The organism is Yonghaparkia sp. Soil809, assembly GCF_001429705.1.
Taxonomy (GTDB): Bacteria; Actinomycetota; Actinomycetes; order Actinomycetales; family Microbacteriaceae; genus Microcella.
Map to the genome: position 1 here is coordinate 25,030 of NZ_LMSV01000002.1, position 21,321 is coordinate 46,350.

Sequence of the window (21,321 nt, forward strand, 5' to 3'; positions counted from 1 at the left end):
AGAATGATTCCTCAGTGTCCAGGGGGTGGCGCGAACTGTGGAGAACCGTGCCGGGACCGTCGGAGGCCCTGGCTAGCGTCGCCCGCATGCGCTGGGACCACCTCTTCGACGACCTCGCCGGGCAGCTCGAGCACGAGCTCCGGGCGGAGGAGGCCGATCTCCAGCACGAGGAGGAGCGACTGCGGCTCGGCCGGCTCACGATCCGCGATCGCATCGCGGCGCTGCAGCGCTCGGGCGATCCGGAGGCGCGTCGGGTCCGCTACCGCTCGCGCGCGGGCGAGGTCCACACCCTGCGACCCCTGACGGTCGGCCGGGACTGGATGGCGGGCGACCTCGATGATCGACCGGGAGCACAGGGCGTCGTGCCGTTCTCCGCGATCGAGGCGCTTCTGATCGATCGCGGGCAGGTCGCGGACTCGCTCACCGCGAGCCCGGAGGGTCCCGTGCTCGCCGCCCGGCTCGGCATCGCATTCCTGCTCCGCGACCTCTGCCGACGTCGCACCCCGCTCACGGTGGAGACGAGCACCACGCGCGTCACCGGGACGATCGACCGCGTGGGCCGCGATCACCTGGACGTGGCCGTGCACGAGCTCGACACCCCGCGCCGCGAGAGCGCCGTCGATCACATCCGCGTGATCGCGCTCGATCAGGTGCTCGTGCTGCGCCTCTGATCGGGGAAGATCTCGGCCACGTCGGCGTACTCGGCCTCGTGCCAGAGCGCGAGGCGGCGGCTCTCGTCGTACTTGTCGGCGATGAACGACTCGAGCACGGCGTGCTCGACGCGCCACTGGCCGATCGACCCGAGTCGGATGGCCGGGAGCTCGCCCGAGCGGACGAGGGCGAGGACCTCCGCCGCGGTGAGACTGAGCACCTCGGCGACGTCGGTGAGGGTGAGGAATCGCCCCATCGCGTCGGAGGTCGGGTCGGCCATGCTCCGATCTTCGCACCACGCCCCTGGCACGCACGAGCGTGTGGATAACTGCGCTCGGCGACCGCGGGCATTGCTCATCATCGTTCGCGTCCTGCCGCGCTCCGCGACGTCGGGACGCCCCCGCCGCCCCCTGCCGAGGAGCCCCATGAGCCAGCGCGATCGCGACGACCGTCCCGCCCGACGCCGTGCCCCGGATCCGCGTCTGCTCATCGGCCTCGCGCTCGTCGCGGCCTCGATCGCGGGCGTCGTCGGCATCGTCGCGGCCAACGACGACGGCATCGAGGTGTACGCCGCACCGCGCCTGCTGACCGCCGGCGAGCGCATCACCGCCGACGATCTGGACGTGCGCCGCGTCTCTCTCGGCGCCGATTCCTCCGCCTACCTGGCCGTCGACTCCCTCCCCGCCTCCGGCGTCATCGTCGCGCGCACGATCGGGGAGGGGGAGCTGGTGCCCTCGGCCGCGGTCGGCGACGAGCGCGGCCCCTCGACCACGACGATCGTCGTGGCGCTCACGACCCCGCTCGGGGAGACGGTGCGCGCCGGCGATCAGCTCGATGTCTGGGCGTCGCCGCAGGAGGAGGCCGGTCGGTTCGGCGCCCCCGTCGTCATCAGCTCGGGGGCCCAGCTCGTGCGGGAGGTCGCCGAGGAGGGCCTGGTGGCGGGTGCGGACGCCGCGCGCGTGGAGCTGCTCGTCCCTCGTCGCGACGTCGCGCGCATCCTCGACGCTCTGGCGAACGGCGACGCGCTCGCGGCCGTCCCCGTGTCGCTCGCGGTGGGTCGCTGACGTGCGGGTCGCGCTCGCGCTTCCCGGCTCGCTCTCCGATGCGGTCGAGCTGGAGCTGCTGCGCGCCGGCCACCGCATCGCGTGGCGGGCCGACGACCGCGAGTCGCTGCTCGCCCAGCTCGCGGAGGTGGTCCCCGACGTCGTCCTCGTCGCCGACGACCCCGCCGTCGCCACCACCGAGGTCGTGGGGGCGTGCGACCTCCTCGGGGTCCGCACCTGTCTCGTGCGCGCCGACGACGCGGTCTCGGCGACGGCCCGGCTGCTCGGCGTGCACGACATCCTCCGGGTCCTCCCGGGCCTACCGATCGACCTGAGGGTGCTCGCCCCTCCGTTCGACGCCCTCGATGGCGGCATCGCCGACGCCGCCGGAGCCCACCCCGGCTTCGCCGGTGCGCCCCCGTCCTCCGCACCCGCCGCTCCGATCGCTGCGGCGACGGATGCTCCGCCTCCCGCCGCGCCCCCTGCGACGGGCTCGGCCCCGCCGCCCGCCCTCCTCCCGCCGCACCGCATCGACCCATCGGCCTCGCCGACCGAGGCCGATGGGCGCCCCCGCCGGACCCCGCGCCAGCCGGGCGCGTCACGTCGCTGGCCGTGGTCCCGCGACCGCGATACGCGAGCCGACGCGACCCCCGCAGCGGCGGAGCCCGCCGGCGCGCACGCCTCGACCCCGCCCGCCGCACCCTCCTCGTCGGCCTCTACCCTGTCGCCACCCGACTCATCGGCACCGAGCGAGAAGCCCGCGGCGGAGCGGGCCGTTCCCCTCGCCACCCCGCCCGCGCAGCGCATCGTCGCGGTCTGGGGCCCGGCGGGCGCCCCCGGCCGGACGACTCTCGCGATCGCACTCGCCGCCGAGCTCGCCGCCCGGGGCCTGCGGGTTTGCCTCGTCGACGCCGACACCTACGGCGGCACGGTCGCCCCCGCGCTCGGGCTCCTCGACGAGGCACCGGGCTTCGCCGCCGCGTGCCGCCTCGCGGGGTCCGGCGCGCTCACCGAGGGCGAGCTCGACCGGATCGCGCTGACCTACGGCGGCACGGCGGCACCCTTCCGCGTGCTCACCGGCATCGGCCGCCCGCATCGCTGGCCCGAGCTCTCGCGCGACCGGGTCGCCCGGGCTCTCGAGGCCGCGCGCGGGTGGAGCGACGTCGTGGTCGTGGACACCGGCTTCAATCTCGAGACCGACGAGGAGGTCTCGAGCGACATGCTCGCGCCTCGTCGCAACGCCGCGACGATCGCCGCCCTGCGCGCGGCGGACGAGGTGGTGGCGGTCGGCGCCGCCGACCCGGTCGGTCTCGCGCGCCTGCTGCGCACGCACGCCGACCTCCTGGAGACCGTGACGACCGACCGCGTCCACGTCGTGGCCAACCGGATCCGCGCGAGCGTGCTCGGCATCGATCCGGGCGGTCAGGTGCGACAGACGCTCGATCGCTTCGGCGGCATCGCCGACCCGATCCTCATCGCCGATGATCCGAGCGCCGCCGACGCCGCGCTGCTGAGCGCCCGCACCGTGCTCGATGTCGCGCCGCGCTCCGCTCTGCGGCAGGGAGCCGCCGCTCTCGCCGACCGCCTCGGGTACGGCGCCGCCGCGTCGCGCGGCCGCGGGGCGGCGTCATCGCGCGGTCGAGGGATGCTCCGGCGGACGGGGTAGCCTTTCGGGGTGTCGACCCTCTCCGATCTCGTCCACGAGCACGCGGCTCTGAGCGACGCCGACATCGAGTGGCTCCACCTGCTGATCGCGGAGGGCCAGCTGCTCGCCGACCTCGCGTTCGCGGACATCGTGCTGTGGGTTCCGACCACCGGGGGCGGCTTCGTCGCCGTCGCGCACGCGCGCCCGTCGAGCTCGGCGACGCTGTTCTACCGCGACTTCGTCGGCCAGGAGATCAAGCCCGAGTGGCGCCGCCAGGTGACCCAGGCCTTCGAGACCGCCCGTATCGTCGACTCCAGCGCGCCCGACTGGTACGAGGAGACGCCCACGCGCGTGCGGGCCGTGCCCGTCGTGCGGCGGCTGTCGCCGGGCGGCAAGGCGGTGAGCGAGCATCCCATCGCGGTGATGACGCGCCACACCAACCTGAGCGAGGCGCGCATGCCGAGCCGCCAGGAGCTGACCTTCAACGAGTGCGCGAACGACCTGTTCGAGATGATCGCGAGCGCCGACTTCCCCGACATGGCCGCGCCGAGCGGCCCCCGCCGCGGTGCCCCGCGCGCCTCCGACGGGCTGATCCGTCTCGACGTCGACGGCACGGTGACCTTCGCGAGCCCCAACGGACTGAGCGCCTTCAACCGCATGGGCTTCGCCGGCGAGCTCGAGGGCGAGTCGCTCGCCGACGTCACGACGCGACTGCTGCACGGCAAGCTCGTCGTCGACGAGTCGCTGCCGCTCGTCGTCACCGGCCGCGCGCCGTGGCGCACCGACATCGACGCGCGCGGCGTGACGGTGAGCCTGCGGGCGATCCCGCTGCGGCTCGGCGGCGTGCGGATCGGCGCGATCGTGCTCGTGCGCGACGTCACCGAGGTGCGGCACCAGGAGCGCGAGCTCATCACCAAGGACGCGACGATCCGCGAGATCCACCACCGCGTGAAGAACAACCTGCAGACGGTCGCCTCGCTGCTGCGCATCCAGGCCCGCCGAACCCACAGCGAAGGGGCGAGGGATGCCCTGACGCAGGCCATGCGCCGCGTCGCCGCCATCGCGGTCGTGCACGACACACTCTCGGAGGGGCTCAACCAGAACGTCGACTTCGACGTCGTGTTCTCGCGCGTGCTCATGCTCATCGCCGAGGTCGCCTCGAGCCACAACACGGTGGTCCGTCCGAAGTCGACGGGCAGCTTCGGCACGCTGCCGAGCGAGTACGCGACGCCCCTCGCGCTCGCTCTGACGGAGCTGGTCACCAACGCGGTCGAGCACGGGCTGGTCGGCCGCTCGGACGGCGAGGTGGAGATCGTCGCGAGCCGCACCGACGACAGCCTCGCGGTGAAGGTGCGCGACAACGGCGGAGGGCTGCCCGAGGGCAAGGTCGGGTCCGGGCTCGGCACGCAGATCGTGCGCACGCTGATCCAGGGCGAGCTCGGCGGCACGATCGACTGGCACACGCTCGAGGGCGAGGGCACCGAGGTCACGATCGAGGTCCCGCTGCTCTACCTCAAGCGTCGCGCCTAGCGGCCGGAGCGCCCGGTCGGCGCCCGCGAGCACCGCACGGAGGGCAGAGGAACGCCCCGCCTCCGCGCGATGCTCGCAGCGACGACGGGGCGGTCGAGGGGAGCTACGAGGCGCGGCGGGCGCGAGCGGCGCGGCGCTTGAGCGCGCGGCGCTCATCCTCGCTGAGTCCGCCCCAGACGCCCGAGTCCTGGTTGGTCTCGAGGGCGTACTGCAGGCAGGTCTCCGTCACCGAGCAGCGACCGCACACCGTCTTCGCCTTCTCGATCTGGTCGACCGCGGGGCCGGTGTTGCCGACCGGGAAGAACAGCTCGGGGTCAGCGGTGAGGCAGGCTGCCTTGTCACGCCAGTCCATGGGACAGTGCTCCTAGGGTTGGGGTCGGGCGCCAGAGAAGTGCCGAGAAGTGCTTTGATTGGCGCACCGCGACCTCGTGCGAACGAGGTCTCTGAGTGGGGAGTGAAGAGGGATCTTCAGGACGGCCCACAGCGTTGTAGGCGGCACTTCAACCGCAACTAGGCTCGCACGTAACACGATCGAAATCAAGGGTTTCCGCGAGAGGGGTTTGCGTGCAGGACACCGGCCGGCCACCTCTCGTCATCCTTCTGGTCGTGATCCTGGGGGCGGAGGCGGCCCTCATGATCGGGGTCTCGCTCGTCCTCCTGGTCGAGCTCGTCACCGTTCCCGCGACCTCGATCGCCACGGCCGTCGCGCTCCTCGTCGCGTGCGCCATCGCGGCCATCTGGCTCGTGGTCATCACGATCGCCGCCTGGCGCGGTCGATCGTGGACGCGCGGCGGCGCCCTCGTGTGGCAGTTCCTCCAGGTCGCCGTGGGCGTCGGCAGCATCCAGGGCCTCGTTCCGCGCCCCGACATCGCGACGTGGCTGCTCGTTCCCGCGATCGTCGCGATCGTGCTGCTGCTCACCCCCTCGGTGAGCGAGCACCTCGCGCGTCATGACGACGGGCCCGAGTCGTAGCGACCCGAGCCCGTCGACGATGAGGGGGAGGCCTACGCGTCGATGCCGAGCTTCTTGCGCAGGCTCGCGACGTGGCCGGTCGCCTTGACGTTGTAGAGCGGGTGCGTGACGACGCCGTTCTCGTCGATGACGAACGTCGAGCGGATCACGCCCGTCACGGTCTTCCCGTACATCGACTTCTCGCCGTACGCGCCGTACGCCTGGTGCACGGCGAGGTCCGGGTCGCTCAGCAGCGGGAAGGAGAGGTTCTCCTCCTCGGCGAACTTCTGCAGGGCCGCCCCGTGATCCTTCGAGACGCCGAGCACCTGGTAGCCGGCGGAGGCGAGCGAGTTCAGGCTGTCGCGGAAGTCGCACGCCTGCGTCGTGCAGCCGGGCGTCGAGGCGGCCGGGTAGAAGTACAGGACGACCTTCTTCCCGGCGTAGTCGGCGAGAGAGACGTGGTTGCCGTCCTTATCGGGCAGGGTGAAGGCGGGGGCCGGCGTGCCGGCCTCGAGGCGGGCCTCGGTCATGGGGGCTCCTTGGGAGTGAGGGGGTCAGCGCGCGCGTCGCCCTCCGGGCGCCGTCGCTTCCTGGTCAGTGTATGGATGCGCGCCCCGGGTCGCCTGGACGCCCGCCGTGTAGAACGCCCCCTTCGATCTCTGCTATCGTTGCCTCTCGGTTCGCTCGTCGAACTGCGCACCTCTAGCTCAATTGGCAGAGCAACTGACTCTTAATCAGTGGGTTCCGGGTTCAAGTCCCGGGGGGTGTACGAAACCCCGGTTCGCTCTCGCCAGCTGCCGGGGTTTTCTCGTGCTCAGCGGCTCCATCGCGCGGCCCTAGCATCGGGAGCGTGGTGTTCGGTCCCGAGTTCGCGGCGTTCCTCCTGACGTCGATCGTCATCATCGTCGTGCCCGGCCCCGGCGTGCTGTTCGTCATCGGGCGCGCTCTCGCGCTCGGCACGCGCGCGGCCCTCCTGAGCGTCCTCGGCGGCGCGCTCGGCGTCGGCCTCCAGATCGTGTCGGTCGCGCTCGGCGTCGGGGTCGTGATCGCGCAGTCGGAGCTCCTGTTCACGATCCTGAAGATCGCCGGCGCACTCGTCCTCGTCTGGCTGGGCGTGCAGTCGATCCGGCACAGGAACGAGTTCGGCGAGCAGGAGCTCGACCCCGTGACGCCGCGCACGACGACGATCGTGCGCGAGAGCGTCGTGGTCGGCATCACGAATCCGAAGACGATCGTCTTCTTCGTGGCCGCGCTGCCGCAGGCCGTCGTGCCGGGCGGTGCCGAGCCGGCGGTGCAGATGCTGCTCCTCGGCGCGATCTTCCTCGTCATCGGCATCGTGAGCGACGGGCTCTACGGCATCGCGGCCGGCACGGCGCGCGAGTGGTTCGCCTCCAATCGCAGCCGCATCGCCGCGGTGCGCGCGGCGGGGGGAGTGGCGCTCATCGTGCTCGGCATCGTCATGGCCTTCGCGGCGCGCTCCTGATCGGTCGAGCGGCCCACCGGCCCTCCGCTCTCGCGGGACCGCCTCACTTAGGCTAGCCTTACCTGCGCCATGGCCTCCGTTCTCCCCGCCTCGATCGCGCGCTCGCGGGCGACCCCGGTCGCGCACCCGTTCCTCGGTGGGGGAGACGAGCAGGTCGCGCTCGTGGGGGAGCGCGGGGCGACCTCGTACGGGGAGCTCCGCGACCGCGTCGCACAGCGCTCCGCGCTGCTCGGCGCCGACCGCCGGCTCGTCATGCTCGCGGCCCGTCGGGACGAGGAGACGATCGTGAGCCTGCTCGCCGCGCTCGCGGGCGGGCATCCGGTCATCATGATCGACGGCGAGAGCGACGCGGGCGCCGCCGAGACGCTGCGCGCGGGCATCCTCGCCGAGTACGACCCCGACACGATCGTCTCGTCGGTCGACGGCGAGGCGCGCCTCGAGCATCGCCGCGACGCGAGCGCCCACGAGCTGCACCCCGACCTCGCGCTCCTTCTCAGCACCTCGGGCTCGACGGGCTCGCCGAAGCTCGTGCGCCTCTCGCGCGGCAATCTCGTGAGCAACGCGCGCAGCATCGCCGAGTACCTCGCGCTCACCCCCGCCGACCGCGGCGCCACGACCCTGCCGCCGCACTACTGCTACGGCCTCTCGATCATCACGAGCCACCTCGCCGCCGGCGCGAGCGTGCTGCTCACCGACCGCTCGGTCGTCGAGCCCGCCTTCTGGAGCGAGGTCGAGGCGGCCGGCGTGACCTCGATCGCGGGCGTGCCGCACTCGTTCGACCTCATCGAGGCCTCGGGAGCGCGCCCGCTCGAGCTGCCGGCGCTGCGCTGCCTCACGCAGGCGGGCGGGAGGCTCGGACCCGAGCGCGTGCGGCGCTGGGCGCGCGCGTCGGCCGCGCACGGCGTCGACTTCGTCGTCATGTACGGCGCGACCGAGGCGACCGCGCGCATGGCGTACCTGCCTCCCGCGCTCGCCGAGGAGCGCCCCGAGGCGATCGGCATCGCGATCCCCGGCGGCGCGCTGCGCATCGACGCGCCCGATGACGAGGGATGCGGCGAGCTCGTCTACTCCGGACCGAACGTCATGATGGGCTACGCCTCGACCGCGGCCGACCTCGCTCGCGGGCCCGAGCTCGACGAGCTGCGGACGGGCGATCTCGCGCGGCTCGCCCCGGACGGCCTCGTCGAGATCGTCGGCCGCTCGAGCCGCTTCGTGAAGCTCTTCGGCCTGCGCGTCGACCTCGACCGGATCGAGTCGCTGCTCGCCGAGAAGGGAATCCCCGCCTACGCCGTCGACGCCGACGACGCCGTGCTCATCGGGTCGCCGTCGTTCGACGAGCTCGAGTGCGTGCCCGGGCTGCTCGCCTCGGCGACCGGGCTGCCGACCCGCAGCTTCCGCGTCGCCATGGTCCAGGAGCTCGCCGTGACCTCGAGCGGGAAGCCCGACCGGGCGGCGTTGCGGGCCATCGCCGAGCGCGCCGTCGAGAGCGCCGTCGAGAGCGCCCTCGTCACCGAGCCGGCGCCCGTCGGCGCGGTGAGGACCCTCGAGCGGGCCGCGACCGACGGGTCGGCGGCGCTCGCCGAGGCCGTCCGGAGTCTGTACGCGGTCGTCCTCGACCGACCGGACGCCGCCGTCGAGGACAGCTTCGTCGCGCTCGAGGGGGACTCTCTCGCGTACGTCGAGGCGGTCGTGCGGCTCGAGCGGCTCGTCGGCGAGCTGCCGCGCGACTGGCCGTCGCTCACGGCGGTCGAGCTCGGCGCGATCGCGAGCGAGCGCCGGGCATCCGCCTCATCGGGCGAGCGCCGCGCCGCCCATCGCGAGGCCGATCGCGGCGGCGGCCCGGCCGCACCCGCGCGCGCGTCGCGCTGGTCGACCGCGACGCTCGAGGCCCCCGTCGCGCTGCGCGCGCTCGCGATCATCCTCATCGTCGGCACGCACGCGAACCTGCTCGGGCTGCAGGGCGGTGCGCACGTGCTGCTCGCCGTGCTCGGCTACAACCTCGCGCGGTTCCAGCTCGCGGGCATCGACCGCGCCGCGCGCGTGCGCAGCCTCCTGCGCGCGACCGCGATGATCGCCGTTCCCGCGACTCTGTGGATCGGAGCCGTAGGCCTCACGACGGGAGCGTACGAGCCGACGACCGCCCTGCTGGTGAACTCCTGGCTCGGCGAGCCCGCCGGCTGGGCGAGCGCGACGTGGTCGGAGCAGTGGCGGTTCTGGTTCATCGAGGCGGCCGTCGCCGGAGCGCTCCTGCTCGCGCTGCTCGTCGCCGTGCCCGCGCTCGACCGGCTCGAGCGTCGGCGGCCGTTCGCGCTCGCGCTCGGCGCCGTCGGCCTCGCCCTCGCCGCGCGGGTCGTGGCGACCGGCGGCATCACGTCGGGCGCGGTCGAGCGGTACGCCCCACCCGGGGTGCTCTGGCTGCTCGCTCTCGGCTGGCTCGTCGCGCGTGCCGGGTCCCGGTCGCAGAGGGTCGTCTCCTCCGTCGTCGCCGTCGTCGGCACCGTCGGCTTCTTCGGCGACGCGCAGCGCGAGGCCGCCGTGATCGCGGGCCTGCTCGCGCTCGTCTGGGTGCGCGCGGTGCGTCTGCCGCGCATCCTGATGCCGATGGTCACCGCGGTCGCCTCGGCGTCGCTGTTCGTCTACCTCGTGCACTGGGAGCTGTACCCGCTGCTGGAGGACGACGCCCCGCTCGCGGCGACCGCGGTGTCGTTCGCGGCGGGGATGCTCGTGTGGGCTCTCTGGCGCAGAGCGCTCCGCCTTCCCCGCTGGGGTCGACGGCTCGCGGTGCGCGCCCGATCGACGACCTAGCTGTCGACGAGCTGGAAGGCCGGGTCGCCCGGCGTCTTCTGGTCCTCGATGATCGTGCCGACGGCGATCGCGACGCTGATGCCCCAGCTCGCCCACATGAGCGCGAGGCGCCAGTCGTGGGGGCCCTTGCGGGTGGCGTTGATGACGCTCACGGCCGACACCGCGGCGCTGATGATGGCTCCGTTGAACAGGTACTTGCGCACGAATGCACCTCCATTGGCTCGGTCGCCCACGCTACCGGGTGGCCTCCACCCGGTGCGGCCGGTGCTCAGGATCCGCCCAGCAACCTGACCGATCGGTCAGGTATGGTCGTGCGGTGTCCCGATCCGAAGATCTGCGCCTCATCGCGCTCGCCGAGTTCGCGAGCGCCGGGTACGCCGCGACCTCGCTGCAGCGCATCGCCGACCTCGCCGGCGCCTCCAAGGCGAGCGTCCTCTACCACTACGACTCGAAGGAGCAGCTGCTCGAAGCGGCCCTCGCCCCGGCCCTGGACGACCTCTCCGCGCTCATCGACGCCACGGCCGCCAGCGGCCTCGACCTCGCGCATCGCGCGGCGTTCGTCGAGCGCTTCGTCGACTACCTGCTCGAGCACCGCCAGGTCGTCCACCTCGTGATCAACCAGGGAGCCACGCTCGAGGACGTCCCCGTCATGCAGAGCGCGCTCGTGCAGATGCGCCGCGTCGCCGACCTCTTCGACCTGGCCGCGGGCTCGCCCGTCGAGCGCCTGCGGTACGGCATCGCGCTCGGCGGCGCCGCGTACTGCCTCGCCGCCGCTCGTCAGCTCGACGTGGTCGAGGAGGAGCCGGAGATCCTCCGCGCCGGACTCCTCGCCGTCATCAGCGAGCTCCTCCTCCCCATCGCCGACCCCGCCCGCTAGGAGCCCACCCGTGTCGACCCTGCTCTACCGCATCGGGCGCGTCGCCTACCGCCGCGCCTGGCTCGTCCTCGTCTCCTGGGTGCTCCTGCTCGCCGCCGCGCTCGGCGGCGGGCTCGCACTCGGCGGGCAGACGGAGGAGGCGTTCTCCATCCCCGGCACCGAGTCGCAGGAGGCGCTCGACCAGCTCCACGAGCTGTTCCCGGCCGTCGCGGGGGCGAGCGCGCAGGCCGTCGTGGTCGCTCCTGAAGGGTCCTCGGTGACGGATGCGGGCATCCGCGCCGAGATCGACGACCTCGCGGCCGACCTCGCCCGCGTCGACGGCGTCGAGGCCGTGCTCGGCCCGTTCGACGAGTTCGCCGACGGGCAGGTGAGCGACGACGAGCGCGTCGCGATCGTGCAGGTGCAGCTCGCGGGCACCTCGGAGGAGGTCGGGGAGTCCACGCTCGACGCGCTCATCGCCACGGGGGACGACCGCGCGTCGCGCGTCGAGTTCGCCGGTCAGGTGTTCCAGGACACGACGGTCGGCATCACCGCGAGCGAGGTCGTCGGCCTCCTCGTCGCCGGCCTCGTGCTCGTGGTGACCTTCGGCTCGCTCGCCGCGGCGGGGATGCCCCTGGTCACCGCCCTCATCGGCGTCGGCATCGTGATGGGCGGCATCCTCGCCCTCGCCGCGGCGATGCCCGTGTCGAGCTCGGCGCCCCTGCTGGCGCTCATGATCGGCCTCGCCGTCGGCATCGACTACGCGCTGTTCATCGTCTCGCGCCACCGCACCCAGCTCGGCCGCGGCATGGACCCGGCCGAGTCGGCCGCCGTCGCCGTCGGGACGGCCGGCAGCGCCGTCGTCTTCGCCGGGCTCACCGTCATCATCGCGCTGCTGGGCCTGCTCGTCGTCGGCATCCCGTTCCTCTCCGTCATGGGCGTCGGCGCGGCCTTCGCCGTGCTCGTCGCGATCGCGGGCGCGGTCACCCTGCTCCCCGCGCTGCTCGGCCTCGCCGGCTCGCGGCTCGTGCCGCGGACCGGCTCGCGCGCCTGGCGCCGCGCCCAGCCCGAGGCCGAGCACGCGCGCACGATGGGGCGCCGCTGGGTGCGCGGGGTCATGAAGCGCCCTGTGCTCACGACCGTCGCCGTCGTCGCCGTCCTCGGCACGCTGTCGATCCCGACCTTCTCGCTCGACCTCAACCTGCCCGACGGCGGCAACGAGCCCGCGGGCTCGACCCAGCGCGAGGCCTACGACCTCATCGCCGACGCCTTCGGACCCGGCACCGCCGGCCCGCTGCTCGTGACCGCCGACATCACGCAGACGACCGACATCCTCGACGACCTCGCGGGCATCCGCTCCGAGCTCGAGCGGGTCGACGGCGTCGCGAGCGTCAGCCCGGGCATCCCCTCGCCGGGGCTCGAGCTCGCGATCTTCCGCGTCGCGCCCGAGACCGCGCCCGACGACCCCGCGACGAAGGTCGTCGTCGCCGAGCTGCGCGACGCCGCGGCCGGCATCGAGGCCGACTTCGGCACGCCCCTGTCGGTCACCGGCACGACCGCGGTCGGCATCGACATCTCCACCCGGCTGACGAACGCGCTCGTGCCGTTCGTCCTGATCGTCATGGGCCTGTCGATCCTGCTGCTCATGGCGGTGTTCCGCTCGGTGCTCGTGCCCGTGAAGGCGGCGCTCGGCTTCCTGCTGACCGTCGGCACGGGGCTCGGCGTCTCGGTCGCGGTCTTCCAGTGGGGCTGGGGGGCCGAGCTCCTGCACACCGAGGCGGGGCCGATCCTGAGCTTCATGCCGATCATCCTCATGGCCGTGCTCTTCGGTCTCGCGATGGACTACGAGGTCTTCCTCGTCTCCGGGATGCGCGAGGAGTACGTGCGAACGGGCGACGCGCGCGCCGCCATCGAGGACGGCTTCGCGCACGGCGCCCGCGTCGTGACGGCCGCCGCGCTCATCATGTTCTTCGTCTTCGCGGCGTTCGTGCCCGAGGGCTCGAACCTCATCAAGCCCATCGCGCTCGGCCTCGCCGTCGGCATCGCGGTCGACGCCTTCGTCGTGCGCATGACGCTCGGGCCGGCGATCATGACCCTCCTCGGGCGCCGCGCCTGGTGGTTCCCGCGCGCGCTCGAGCGGGCGATGCCCGACCTCGACGTCGAGGGCGAGAGGCTGCGCCACCATCGCGAGCACACCCTCTGGGCCGCCGAGCAGGGCGACGCGGTCGTCGTCGCCGACCGCCTCGAGCTCCAGGGCGCGGATGCCGTGCTCTCGCTGCGCGCGCACGCCGGCGACCGCGTCGCCCTCGTCGCCGATCCCGTCACGCGCCGCATCGCGGCGGCGACGCTCGCCGGCTACCTTCCGGCGCTCGGCGGTCGCGCCCTCGTCGCCGGCGCCGTCCTCCCGTCGGAGGCCGGGCGCGCTTCGCGCCGCGTGAGCCTCGTCGACCTCGGCGGCGACCGCCTCGCGGCCACCGCGACCGCGGGCGAGCTCGTCGCCGAGCGCCTCGCGCTCGCGCCGCGCGCCGCGCGCCGCGGCGGCTCCTCCGGCGGCTCCTCCGGCCGCTGGCTCGACCGCCTCGCGACCCTCGCCGAGCGCCACGGCTCGACCGTGTCGCCGATCACGGCCGGCGAGCCCGTCTCGGCCCTGCCCGTCCCCGCCCGCGCGCTGCTGCTCGCCGCGGTCGCGACCATCGACGGCACGCCCGTGCTCGTGCTCGATGGCTCGGACGGCGCGCTCGCCCCCGCCGACGTCGATGCGATCGACGCGGTGGTGCAGGCGCTCGCCGGCCCCGACGTCGTCCGCATCTGGGGCGTCGCACCGGAGACCGCGCACGACCTGGATCCGTCGGACGAGCTCGCGCTCCTGCTCGACACCGCCCTCTCGACCTCGGAGGCCCCCCGATGAGCACCTCGACCGCCGCCGCCGCCGCGCCCCGCGCCCGCCGGCGCGGCCCGCGCCGCTGGGCGGGCATCATCGCCGCCGTCATCGTTCCGCTGGGGCTCGTGGGCGCCGCCCTCGCCGCCGTCGGCGACGCGGACGACGCGCTCGATCGCATCCCCGCCGCCGTCGTCAACAGCGACGAGCTCGTCACGACGACCGGCCCGGACGGCGAGGAGCAGCCCGTCTTCGCGGGGCGTCAGCTCGTCACCGAGCTCACCGGCCCCGACGCGACGGGCTTCGACTGGCGCGCCACGAGCGCCGAGCAGGCCGAGGCCGACCTCGCCTCGGGCGAGGTGCTCGCCGTGCTGACCATCCCCGAGGGCTTCTCGCGCTCGCTGCTCACCGTCGGCTCGCCCGACCAGGAGCTCGCCCCGCTCGCGATCGAGACCGACGACGCGCACAGCTACCTGGCCGGCACGATCGTGGAGTCCGTCGGCGCGAGCCTCGCTGAGCAGTTCGGCGACACGGTGACCGCGCAGTACCTCGCGGGCCTGCAGTCGGGCCTCGGCGAGCTCGGCTCGGCGCTCGGCGACGCCTCCGACGGCGCCGCGCAGGTCGGCGACGGCGTCGGCGAGGTCGGAGCGGGCGTCGCCTCGCTCGGCGACGGCATCGCCGCGCTCGGCTCGGGTGCCGACGCCTCCGCCGCGGGAGCGCGCGACCTCGCCGCGGGACTCGCCCAGTACACGGGAGGGGTCTCGAGCCTCTCGAGCGGACTCGCCCAGCTCGACCGGGGCGCCGATGGGCTCGACCAGCTCTCCGCCGCCGTCGCCTCGGCCGATGCCGCCGCGGTCTCGGCCGCCGGGCAGCTCGCCGCACTCGTCCCCGCCATCCAGGGATCGAGCCTCACCGACGCCGAGAAGCAGGCCTACATCGCCGCGCTCACGCAGGCCCAGATCGCGGCCGGCACGACGAGCGCCGTCGCGCCGCAGCTCCAGGGAGCGATCGACGGCATCCAGGGCGGCATCGCCGAGAGCGCGACGGGTGCGGCCTCGCTCGCGGGCGGCGGCCCCTCCCTCGTGCAGGGCGCGGATGCTCTCGCCGACGGCCTCGGAGCCCTCGGGTCGGGCGCCGCCGAGGCCAGCGCCGGAGCCGGTGAGCTCGCCGCCGGAGCCGACGCCCTCGCCGCGGGCGCCGACGAGCTCGCCGCGGGCCTCGCCGACGGCGCCGCGCAGGTGCCCGAGTCCGGAGACGCCGAGCTCGCGAGCTCGCCCGTCGCCGTCGAGTCGACGCGCGCCAACGCCGTCGACGACATCGGGGGAGTGCTCGCCGCGACCCTCGCGCCGATCGGGCTCTGGCTCGGAGCGCTCGCGACGATGCTCGTCGTGCGCCCCGCGGCTCCGGCCGTGATCGGCACGGCCGCGACGGCCGGCGCGATCCTGCGCCGGGTGCTCGGGCGGGCATCCCTCGTCGCGGTCGGGCAGGCGGCGCTCGTCACGGTGCTGCTCGTCACGGCGGGCGGCGTCGACCTCGCCCTCGCGCCCGGAGTCTTCGCGCTCACGGCGCTCATCGCCCTCGCGCTCACGGCGCTGCATGCGGCGCTCGTGCTCGGGCTGGGGCGTGCGGGGCTCGTGGTGTCGATCCTCCTGCTCGGCGTGCAGCTCGTCGCCGTCGGCGGTCTCATCCCCGTCGCCGCGCTCGCCGAGCCGTTCCCGACGCTCAGCGCGGTGCTCCCGCTCTCGTACGCCGTCGACGGGCTGCAGGCGCTGCTCGCCGGCGGAGACGCGGCGCGCATCGCGGCCGCCGTGGGGGCGATGCTCGTCGTCGGCGTGCTGTCGCTCGTCGTCGCGCGGCTCTCGGTCGGCCGCGCGCGGCGTCGCGCGGCGCTCGCCGGGTTCGCGCCGCGCGCCCTCGCGCGGGCGTAGCGCGGCTCATCGGGCCTGCGGGCCGGACCCGGTCTCCGCCCCGCCGGCCCGGCAGGCCTCGCCGGGCGTCGGCCGGCGTGCACGTTCTCCGGAGTTGCGGGACGACCGCACATCGCGGCGCGCCCGGGCGAGCGTCCCTCGCCGGATCTCCGGAGAACGTGCGCACCGCCGGTCGGCGACGTGCGCACCGCGGGTCGGCGACGTGCGCCCGCGGACCCGTCATCCGCCTGACAACGGCGCGCGGAGGAACGGGAGTCGACGCGAACGGGCCGCGGAGATCGCTCCCCGCGGCCCGTCGCGCGGTGCCGGTCGCTCACCCCGCGGTGAGCGGGTCGATCACTCCTTCGTCAACTCGTGCGTCCCTCCGCTCATCGCGTACTCCTCCTCGGGGGAGAGCACGAGCTGCGTGCGGTAGTGCACGGCGAACCCGATGAGGATGAGCGCGTACACGATGATGATCGCGACGATCGCCGCCTGGAACGCCGGGTTCACGAGGAGCCCGATGAAGACGAGCGCGGCGATCGCGGCGGCGCTGTAGGCGCCGAACAGACCCCACGGGCTCTTGTACGGGCGGTTGGCGTTCGGGAACTTCCGACGGAGGATGAGGAACGACACCATCTGCAGGAAGTACGCCACGACTGCGCCCCACACCGCGATGTTGAGGATGATCGCGCCGGCGACCGCGCCGACGCCCTCCGGGTCGAGGCGCGCGAGGAGGTCGAGTACCACGATCGCGATGAAGCCGACGACGGCGCCGACCGTGAGCGCGACCCACGGGGTCTGGTTCCTGCCGGTGAGCGACAGGAACTTCGGGTAGTACCCGGCCCGCGAGAGCGAGTACATGTTGCGCCCGTAGGCGAACATGATGCCCTGCAGCGACGCGAGCAGGCCGATGAGCGCGAAGATCGCGAGCACGGCGGCGAGCTCGTCGCCCACGATCGCCCGGAACCCGTCGAGCAGGGGCTCGAGCGAGGTGCCCGTCGCCTCCGCCCCGAGGACGCCGGTGTTGAGGAAGAGGACCAGGACGCCCGTGACGATGAGCGTGCCGCGCGCGAGGACGCCGGCGCGCGGGATGTCCTTCTCCGGGGTGTGCGACTCCTCCGCCGCGAGCGGCAGCTCCTCGATGCCGAGGAAGAACCACATGGCGAACGGCAGTGCGAACAGGATCGGCACGATGCCCTCGGGGAGGAACACCGACGAGCCGGCCACGTCGGGGTTCGGCGCCATGTCCCACAGCTTGTCGAACGAGAACAGGCCGGAGGCGAGGGCCATCACCGAGAAGACGACGATGATGCCGATGGCGATGATCGAGACGACGATGGCGAAGCGGAACGAGATGTGCGCGCCGGCCGCGTTGAGCGCCACGAACGCGACGTACAGCACGATCCACCAGATCCACATCATGTCGGCCTCGGCGAGCGAGAAGCCGAGCAGGCCGCTCGTGACGCCGTCGAGGTACTGCGCCGAGAAGAAGACGATGACGGCGGTCGTCGCGACGTACTCGATCGTCTCCGCGGCCCCGGTGATGAGGCCGCCCCACGGCCCCATGGCCGAGCGGGCGAAGGAGTACGCGCCTCCGGTGTGGGGCATGGCCGCCGACATCTCGCTGATCGAGAAGGTCAGGCCGTAGTACATGACCACGAGCACGACGAAGGCGATGAGCATGCCGCCGAAGCCCGCGAAGTCGATGCCGAAGTTCCAGCCGGAGAAGTCGCCGGAGATGACCGCCGCGACGGCGAGGCCCCAGAGGCCCCACACTCCCGCTGTTCGGCGCAGGCCGCGCTTCTCGAAGTAGCCCTTGTCGACGCGGGTGTACGTGACACCGCCCGTCGCCTTGGTCGTTTCCGCCATGCATTCCTCCTGGGGGGATGGACATCGAGTCCGGGGTGGACAGGGGGTGGAGCAGTCATGCGCGTTCGATGGCACGGCGCCACGGTGCGCTTAGTGGGGAAGCATGCCGCTAAAGGTGGCCTGTGTCCACCATTGACGCGCGAGAAGCCCGCAGAACGGCCGAGGCTTGGGCGGGGTGTGTGGTACTAATGGTCGAAACCGTGCCAGTCGAAGGAGACGAGCCATGTCCGCTGCACCCTCCGGAGTCCGCTCGGGGAACCTGAGCGCCCACGATCTCGAGAAGAGCATCCGCGCGGGGGAGATCGACACCGTCATCGTGGCCTTCACCGACATGCAGGGCCGTCTGGTCGGCAAGCGCGTCTCGGCGCGGCTGTTCAGCGAGGAGGTCGGCGCGCACGGCGCCGAGTGCTGCAACTACCTGCTCGCCGTCGACGTGGAGATGAACACCGTCGACGGCTACGCGATCTCCAGCTGGGAGCGCGGCTACGGCGACATGGTCATGCAGCCCGACATGGACACGCTCCGGCTCATCCCGTGGCTGCCCGGCACCGCGATGGTGCTCGCCGACCTGCTGTTCCTCGACGGCACCCCCGTCGCGCCGAGCCCGCGCGCGATCCTCCGCCGCCAGATCGACCGCCTCGCCGAGCACGGGCTCGTGCCCTACGTCGGCACCGAGCTCGAGTTCATCGTCTTCGACGACGGCTACCGCGACGCCTGGCGCAAGGGCTACCGCGACCTCACCCCGGCGAGCGACTACAACATCGATTACGCGCTCATGGCCTCCACGCGCATGGAGCCGCTGCTGCGCGACATCCGCCTGAGCATGGACGGCGCGGGCATGTACTGCGAGGGCGTCAAGGGCGAGTGCAACCTCGGCCAGCAGGAGATCGCCTTCCGCTACGCCCACGCTCTCGCGACGTGCGACAACCACTCGATCTACAAGAACGGGGCGAAGGAGATCGCCGACCGCCACGGCAAGTCGCTGACGTTCATGGCGAAGTTCAACGAGCGCGAGGGCAACAGCTGCCACATCCACCTCAGCGTGCGCGGCGCCGATGGCACGCCCGTCATGGCCGGCGACCGCGAGCACGGCTTCTCGCCGCTCATGGAGCACTGGCTCGCGGGCCAGCTCGCCGCGATGCGCGAGCTCACCCTGTTCTTCGCGCCCGCGATCAACTCGTACAAGCGCTACGTCGAGGGCAGCTTCGCGCCGACCGCGATCGCGTGGGGCTTCGACAACCGCACGTGCGCGCTGCGCGTCGTCGGCCACGGGCAGAGCCTGCGCGTCGAGAACCGCGTGCCGGGCGGCGACGTCAACCAGTACCTCGCGACCGCCGCGATCATCGCCGCGGGCATCCACGGCATCGAGAACGAGCTCACCCTCGAGGAGGCCTTCGCCGGCAACGCCTACGGCTCCGACAAGCCGCGCGTGCCGTCGACCCTGCGCGAGGCCGCCGAGCTCTTCGCCGGCTCGGAGATCGCTCATGCGGCGTTCGGGCAGGATGTCGTGGACCACTACCTCAACATGGCGCGCGTCGAGCAGAAGGCCCACGACGCGGCCGTCACCGACTGGGAGCGATTCCGTGGCTTCGAACGATTCTGACCGGCACCGCCGACCCGTCATCGGGCTGACGACCTACCTCGAGCAGGCGCAGACGGGCGTGTGGGATGTCCCCGCCGCGTTCCTGCCCAAGGCCTACTTCGAGGCGGTCACGCGCGCCGGCGGAACCGTCGTCCTGCTGCCTCCCCAGCCGGTCGACGAATCCGTCGCCGACAGCATCCTCGACGGACTCGACGGCCTCATCATCACGGGTGGCAAGGACGTCGAGTCGAGCCGGTACGGGCAGACCCCGCACCCGACGAACGATGCGCCGCGCACCGATCGCGACGACTTCGAGTTCGCGCTCCTGGAGCGCGCGATCGCCCGCGACATCCCCTTCTTCGGCATCTGCCGCGGGATGCAGGTGCTCAACGTGCTGCGCGGGGGCACGCTGATCCAGCACCTGCCGGAGGTCATCGGCAGCGAGCGGTACAACGCCGGCGGCGGTGTCTTCACCCCGAACCCGGCGATCACGGTGCCCGGCACGCGCCTGGCCGAGCTCGTCGGCGAGCAGGTGACGGCGCAGAGCTACCACCACCAGGCGCTCGACGAGGTCGGCGAGGGGCTGACGGTGAGCGCGCGCGGCGACGACGGCATCATCCAGGCGGTCGACGTCGACGGCATGAGCTTCGGCGTCGCGGTGCAGTGGCACCCCGAGATGTCGCCGGAGGATCTTCGCCTGTTCGCGGGCCTCGTCGACGCGGCCGTCGACTACGCCGAGAGCCGCCGGGTGCACGCGTGAGCGAGACGACCCTCATCAACCCGGCCGACGAGTCCGTCATCGGCACGGTCCGGCACACGACGCTCGAGGAGGTCGATGCGGCCGTCGCGCGCGCTGTCGTCGCCCAGCGCGCGTGGGCCGCGCTCGCGCCCGTCGACCGCGCCCGCGCCCTGCGCCGCTTCGCCGCGACCGTCGACGCCCACGTCGAGGAGCTCGCGCAGCTCGAGGTGCGCAACTCCGGCCACCCGATCGGCGCCGCCCGCTGGGAGGCGGGCAACGTGCGCGACGTGCTCGACTACTACAGCGGCGCGCCGGAGCGGCTCATCGGCCAGCAGATCCCCGTCGCCGGCGGGCTCGACGTCACCTTCCACGAGCCGCTCGGCGTCGTCGGCGTCATCGTGCCCTGGAACTTCCCCATGCCGATCGCCGGCTGGGGCTTCGCGCCCGCGCTCGCCGCCGGCAACGCGGTGCTGCTGAAGCCCGCCGACTGGACGCCCCTGACGGCGATCCGCCTCGGCGAGCTCGCCCTCGAGTCGGGCCTGCCCGAGCACCTCTTCCAAGTGCTGCCCGGCCGCGGCTCGGTCGTCGGCGACCGCTTCGTCACCCACCCGGCCGTGCGCAAGGTCGTCTTCACCGGATCCACCGAGGTCGGCAAGCACGTCATGGCCGGATGCGCGGCGCAGGTCAAGCCCGTGACGCTCGAGCTCGGCGGCAAGAGCGCGAACATCGTCTTCGCCGACGCCGACCTCGAGGCAGCGGCATCCGGCGCCCCCGGGTCGGTCTTCGACAACGCGGGGCAAGACTGCTGCGCGCGCTCGCGCCTGCTCGTGCAGCGCAGCGTGCTCGACCGGTTCCTCGCGCTGCTGGAGCCCGCCGTACGAGGCTTCCGCGTCGGCGACCCCACCGACGAGGCGACCGAGATGGGGCCGCTCGTGTCGAAGAGCCACTTCGAGAACGTCGCGGCCTTCCTCGACGGCAGCGCGCCCGTCGCGTTCACGGGCACCGCGCCCGGGGGCCCCGGCTACTGGATGGCCCCGACCGTGCTGCTGCCGGACCGCACCGACCGCGTCGCGACGGAGGAGATCTTCGGCCCCGTCGTCTCGGTGCTGCCCTTCGACGACGAGGCCGATGCGATCGCGCTCGCGAACGACTCGATCTTCGGTCTGTCGGGCTCGATCTGGACGCGCGACCTCGGCCGCGGCATCCGCGTCGCCCGCGGGGTCGAGAGCGGCGCGCTGAGCGTCAACTCGCACTCCTCCGTGCGGTACGCGACCCCCTTCGGCGGGTTCAAGCAGTCGGGGCTCGGGCGCGAGCTCGGTCCGGATGCTCCGCTCGCCTTCACCGAGACCAAGAACGTCTTCTTCTCCCACGGCTAGGAA

Annotated in this window: 18 protein-coding genes and 1 tRNA gene; 14 read left to right on the plus strand and 5 right to left on the minus strand. The window is 73.1% G+C overall.

Annotated elements, in window-relative coordinates; translation table 11 throughout:
* Nucleotides 1–86 precede the first annotated feature (86 nt).
* Complete coding sequence (locus tag ASG83_RS07715; protein WP_055859557.1) at nt 87–671, plus strand: hypothetical protein; 585 nt, start codon at nt 87–89, stop codon at nt 669–671.
* Here the strand turns inward: ASG83_RS07715 and ASG83_RS07720 are convergent.
* On the minus strand, nt 647–931 hold the full coding sequence (locus ASG83_RS07720) for a helix-turn-helix domain-containing protein (RefSeq protein ID WP_055859561.1): 285 nt from the start codon (nt 929–931) through the stop codon (nt 647–649). The two genes, ASG83_RS07715 and ASG83_RS07720, sit on opposite strands and share 25 nt — an antisense overlap.
* Nucleotides 932–1,076: 145 nt before the next feature.
* Here ASG83_RS07720 and ASG83_RS07725 point away from each other — a divergent pair, with 145 nt between their 5' ends.
* Genes ASG83_RS07725 through ASG83_RS07735 form a run of 3 tightly spaced genes read left to right on the plus strand, consistent with a single transcriptional unit; the run spans nt 1,077 to nt 4,869 of the window.
* Entirely contained in the window at nt 1,077–1,715 is a 639-nt protein-coding gene (locus tag ASG83_RS07725) for a hypothetical protein (protein ID WP_055859564.1), read from the plus strand.
* 1 nt (nt 1,716) lies between these two features.
* A complete protein-coding gene (locus ASG83_RS07730) occupies nt 1,717–3,360 on the plus strand; it encodes a hypothetical protein (protein WP_055859569.1) in 1,644 nt (547 codons plus the stop codon).
* A gap of 9 nt (nt 3,361–3,369) precedes the next feature.
* Nucleotides 3,370–4,869: a sensor histidine kinase gene (locus ASG83_RS07735; RefSeq protein WP_055859572.1), complete on the plus strand. Its 1,500-nt coding sequence runs from the start codon at nt 3,370–3,372 to the stop codon at nt 4,867–4,869.
* A 103-nt stretch (nt 4,870–4,972) separates the two neighbouring features.
* Here the strand turns inward: ASG83_RS07735 and ASG83_RS07740 are convergent, their stop codons facing one another.
* On the minus strand, nt 4,973–5,221 hold the full coding sequence (locus ASG83_RS07740) for a WhiB family transcriptional regulator (RefSeq protein WP_055859575.1): 249 nt from the start codon (nt 5,219–5,221) through the stop codon (nt 4,973–4,975).
* Between the two features lie 212 nt (nt 5,222–5,433).
* On the opposite strand from ASG83_RS07740, the gene ASG83_RS07745 reads away from it, so the two are divergent.
* On the plus strand, nt 5,434–5,841 hold the full coding sequence (locus ASG83_RS07745) for a hypothetical protein (RefSeq protein WP_055859577.1): 408 nt from the start codon (nt 5,434–5,436) through the stop codon (nt 5,839–5,841).
* 32 nt (nt 5,842–5,873) lie between these two features.
* Here ASG83_RS07745 and bcp read toward each other — a convergent pair whose 3' ends face one another.
* Complete coding sequence (gene bcp / locus ASG83_RS07750) at nt 5,874–6,350, minus strand: thioredoxin-dependent thiol peroxidase (protein WP_055859580.1); 477 nt, start codon at nt 6,348–6,350, stop codon at nt 5,874–5,876.
* A gap of 166 nt (nt 6,351–6,516) precedes the next feature.
* On the opposite strand from bcp, the gene ASG83_RS07755 reads away from it, so the two are divergent.
* The 3 genes from ASG83_RS07755 (at nt 6,517) to ASG83_RS07765 (ending at nt 10,108) form a co-directional block, all read left to right on the plus strand.
* A tRNA-Lys gene (locus ASG83_RS07755) sits at nt 6,517–6,589 on the plus strand.
* Nucleotides 6,590–6,670: 81 nt separating this feature from the next.
* Nucleotides 6,671–7,303, plus strand: a complete 633-nt coding sequence (locus ASG83_RS07760; RefSeq protein WP_055859583.1) for a LysE family translocator — start codon at nt 6,671–6,673, stop codon at nt 7,301–7,303.
* Nucleotides 7,304–7,372: 69 nt separating this feature from the next.
* Nucleotides 7,373–10,108, plus strand: coding sequence for an AMP-binding protein (locus ASG83_RS07765; protein ID WP_055859587.1), 2,736 nt, complete (start codon nt 7,373–7,375; stop codon nt 10,106–10,108).
* Here ASG83_RS07765 and ASG83_RS07770 read toward each other — a convergent pair.
* On the minus strand, nt 10,105–10,311 hold the full coding sequence (locus ASG83_RS07770) for a hypothetical protein (protein WP_055859590.1): 207 nt from the start codon (nt 10,309–10,311) through the stop codon (nt 10,105–10,107). The two genes, ASG83_RS07765 and ASG83_RS07770, sit on opposite strands and share 4 nt — an antisense overlap.
* A 113-nt stretch (nt 10,312–10,424) precedes the next feature.
* Between ASG83_RS07770 and ASG83_RS07775 the strand changes: the two genes are divergently transcribed.
* The 3 genes from ASG83_RS07775 to ASG83_RS07785 are packed head-to-tail and all read left to right on the plus strand — an operon-like array spanning nt 10,425 to nt 15,770.
* Nucleotides 10,425–10,985 (plus strand): TetR/AcrR family transcriptional regulator, encoded by a 561-nt coding sequence (locus ASG83_RS07775; protein WP_055859593.1) that lies wholly within the window; start codon nt 10,425–10,427, stop codon nt 10,983–10,985.
* Nucleotides 10,986–10,995: 10 nt separating this feature from the next.
* A complete protein-coding gene (locus ASG83_RS07780) occupies nt 10,996–13,872 on the plus strand; it encodes an MMPL family transporter (RefSeq protein ID WP_055859596.1) in 2,877 nt (958 codons plus the stop codon).
* Nucleotides 13,869–15,770 carry a YhgE/Pip domain-containing protein gene (locus ASG83_RS07785; protein ID WP_055859599.1) on the plus strand — a complete coding sequence of 634 codons (1,902 nt, stop codon included), beginning with the start codon at nt 13,869–13,871 and terminating at the stop codon, nt 15,768–15,770. The genes ASG83_RS07780 and ASG83_RS07785 overlap by 4 nt, the downstream gene beginning before the upstream one ends.
* Nucleotides 15,771–16,106: 336 nt before the next feature.
* Here ASG83_RS07785 and ASG83_RS07790 read toward each other — a convergent pair whose 3' ends face one another.
* A complete protein-coding gene (locus ASG83_RS07790; RefSeq protein WP_055859603.1) occupies nt 16,107–17,621 on the minus strand; it encodes an amino acid permease in 1,515 nt (504 codons plus the stop codon).
* 223 nt (nt 17,622–17,844) lie between these two features.
* Here ASG83_RS07790 and ASG83_RS07795 point away from each other — a divergent pair, with 223 nt between their 5' ends.
* Genes ASG83_RS07795 through ASG83_RS07805 form a run of 3 tightly spaced genes read left to right on the plus strand, consistent with a single transcriptional unit; the run spans nt 17,845 to nt 21,318 of the window.
* Complete coding sequence (locus tag ASG83_RS07795; RefSeq protein WP_055859606.1) at nt 17,845–19,224, plus strand: glutamine synthetase family protein; 1,380 nt, start codon at nt 17,845–17,847, stop codon at nt 19,222–19,224.
* The gene (locus tag ASG83_RS07800; RefSeq protein ID WP_055859609.1) at nt 19,205–19,963 is read left to right on the plus strand and encodes a gamma-glutamyl-gamma-aminobutyrate hydrolase family protein; all 759 of its coding nucleotides are present in this window, start codon (nt 19,205–19,207) and stop codon (nt 19,961–19,963) included. Before ASG83_RS07795 ends, ASG83_RS07800 begins: the two co-directional genes overlap by 20 nt.
* Complete coding sequence (locus tag ASG83_RS07805; RefSeq protein ID WP_055859612.1) at nt 19,960–21,318, plus strand: aldehyde dehydrogenase; 1,359 nt, start codon at nt 19,960–19,962, stop codon at nt 21,316–21,318. Before ASG83_RS07800 ends, ASG83_RS07805 begins: the two co-directional genes overlap by 4 nt.
* Nucleotides 21,319–21,321 lie beyond the last annotated feature (3 nt).

Excerpts from the sequence above, each read along its gene's own strand:
- ASG83_RS07715 (WP_055859557.1), top strand. The coding sequence starts at position 87 with ATGCGCTGGGACCACCTCTTCGACGACCTCGCCGGGCAGCTCGAGCAC.
- ASG83_RS07720 (WP_055859561.1), bottom strand. The coding sequence starts at position 931 with ATGGCCGACCCGACCTCCGACGCGATGGGGCGATTCCTCACCCTCACC.
- ASG83_RS07725 (WP_055859564.1), top strand. The coding sequence starts at position 1,077 with ATGAGCCAGCGCGATCGCGACGACCGTCCCGCCCGACGCCGTGCCCCG.
- ASG83_RS07740 (WP_055859575.1), bottom strand. The coding sequence starts at position 5,221 with ATGGACTGGCGTGACAAGGCAGCCTGCCTCACCGCTGACCCCGAGCTG.
- bcp (WP_055859580.1), bottom strand. The coding sequence starts at position 6,350 with ATGACCGAGGCCCGCCTCGAGGCCGGCACGCCGGCCCCCGCCTTCACC.
- ASG83_RS07765 (WP_055859587.1), top strand. The coding sequence starts at position 7,373 with ATGGCCTCCGTTCTCCCCGCCTCGATCGCGCGCTCGCGGGCGACCCCG.
- ASG83_RS07785 (WP_055859599.1), top strand. The coding sequence starts at position 13,869 with ATGAGCACCTCGACCGCCGCCGCCGCCGCGCCCCGCGCCCGCCGGCGC.
- ASG83_RS07790 (WP_055859603.1), bottom strand. The coding sequence starts at position 17,621 with ATGGCGGAAACGACCAAGGCGACGGGCGGTGTCACGTACACCCGCGTC.
- ASG83_RS07795 (WP_055859606.1), top strand. The coding sequence starts at position 17,845 with ATGTCCGCTGCACCCTCCGGAGTCCGCTCGGGGAACCTGAGCGCCCAC.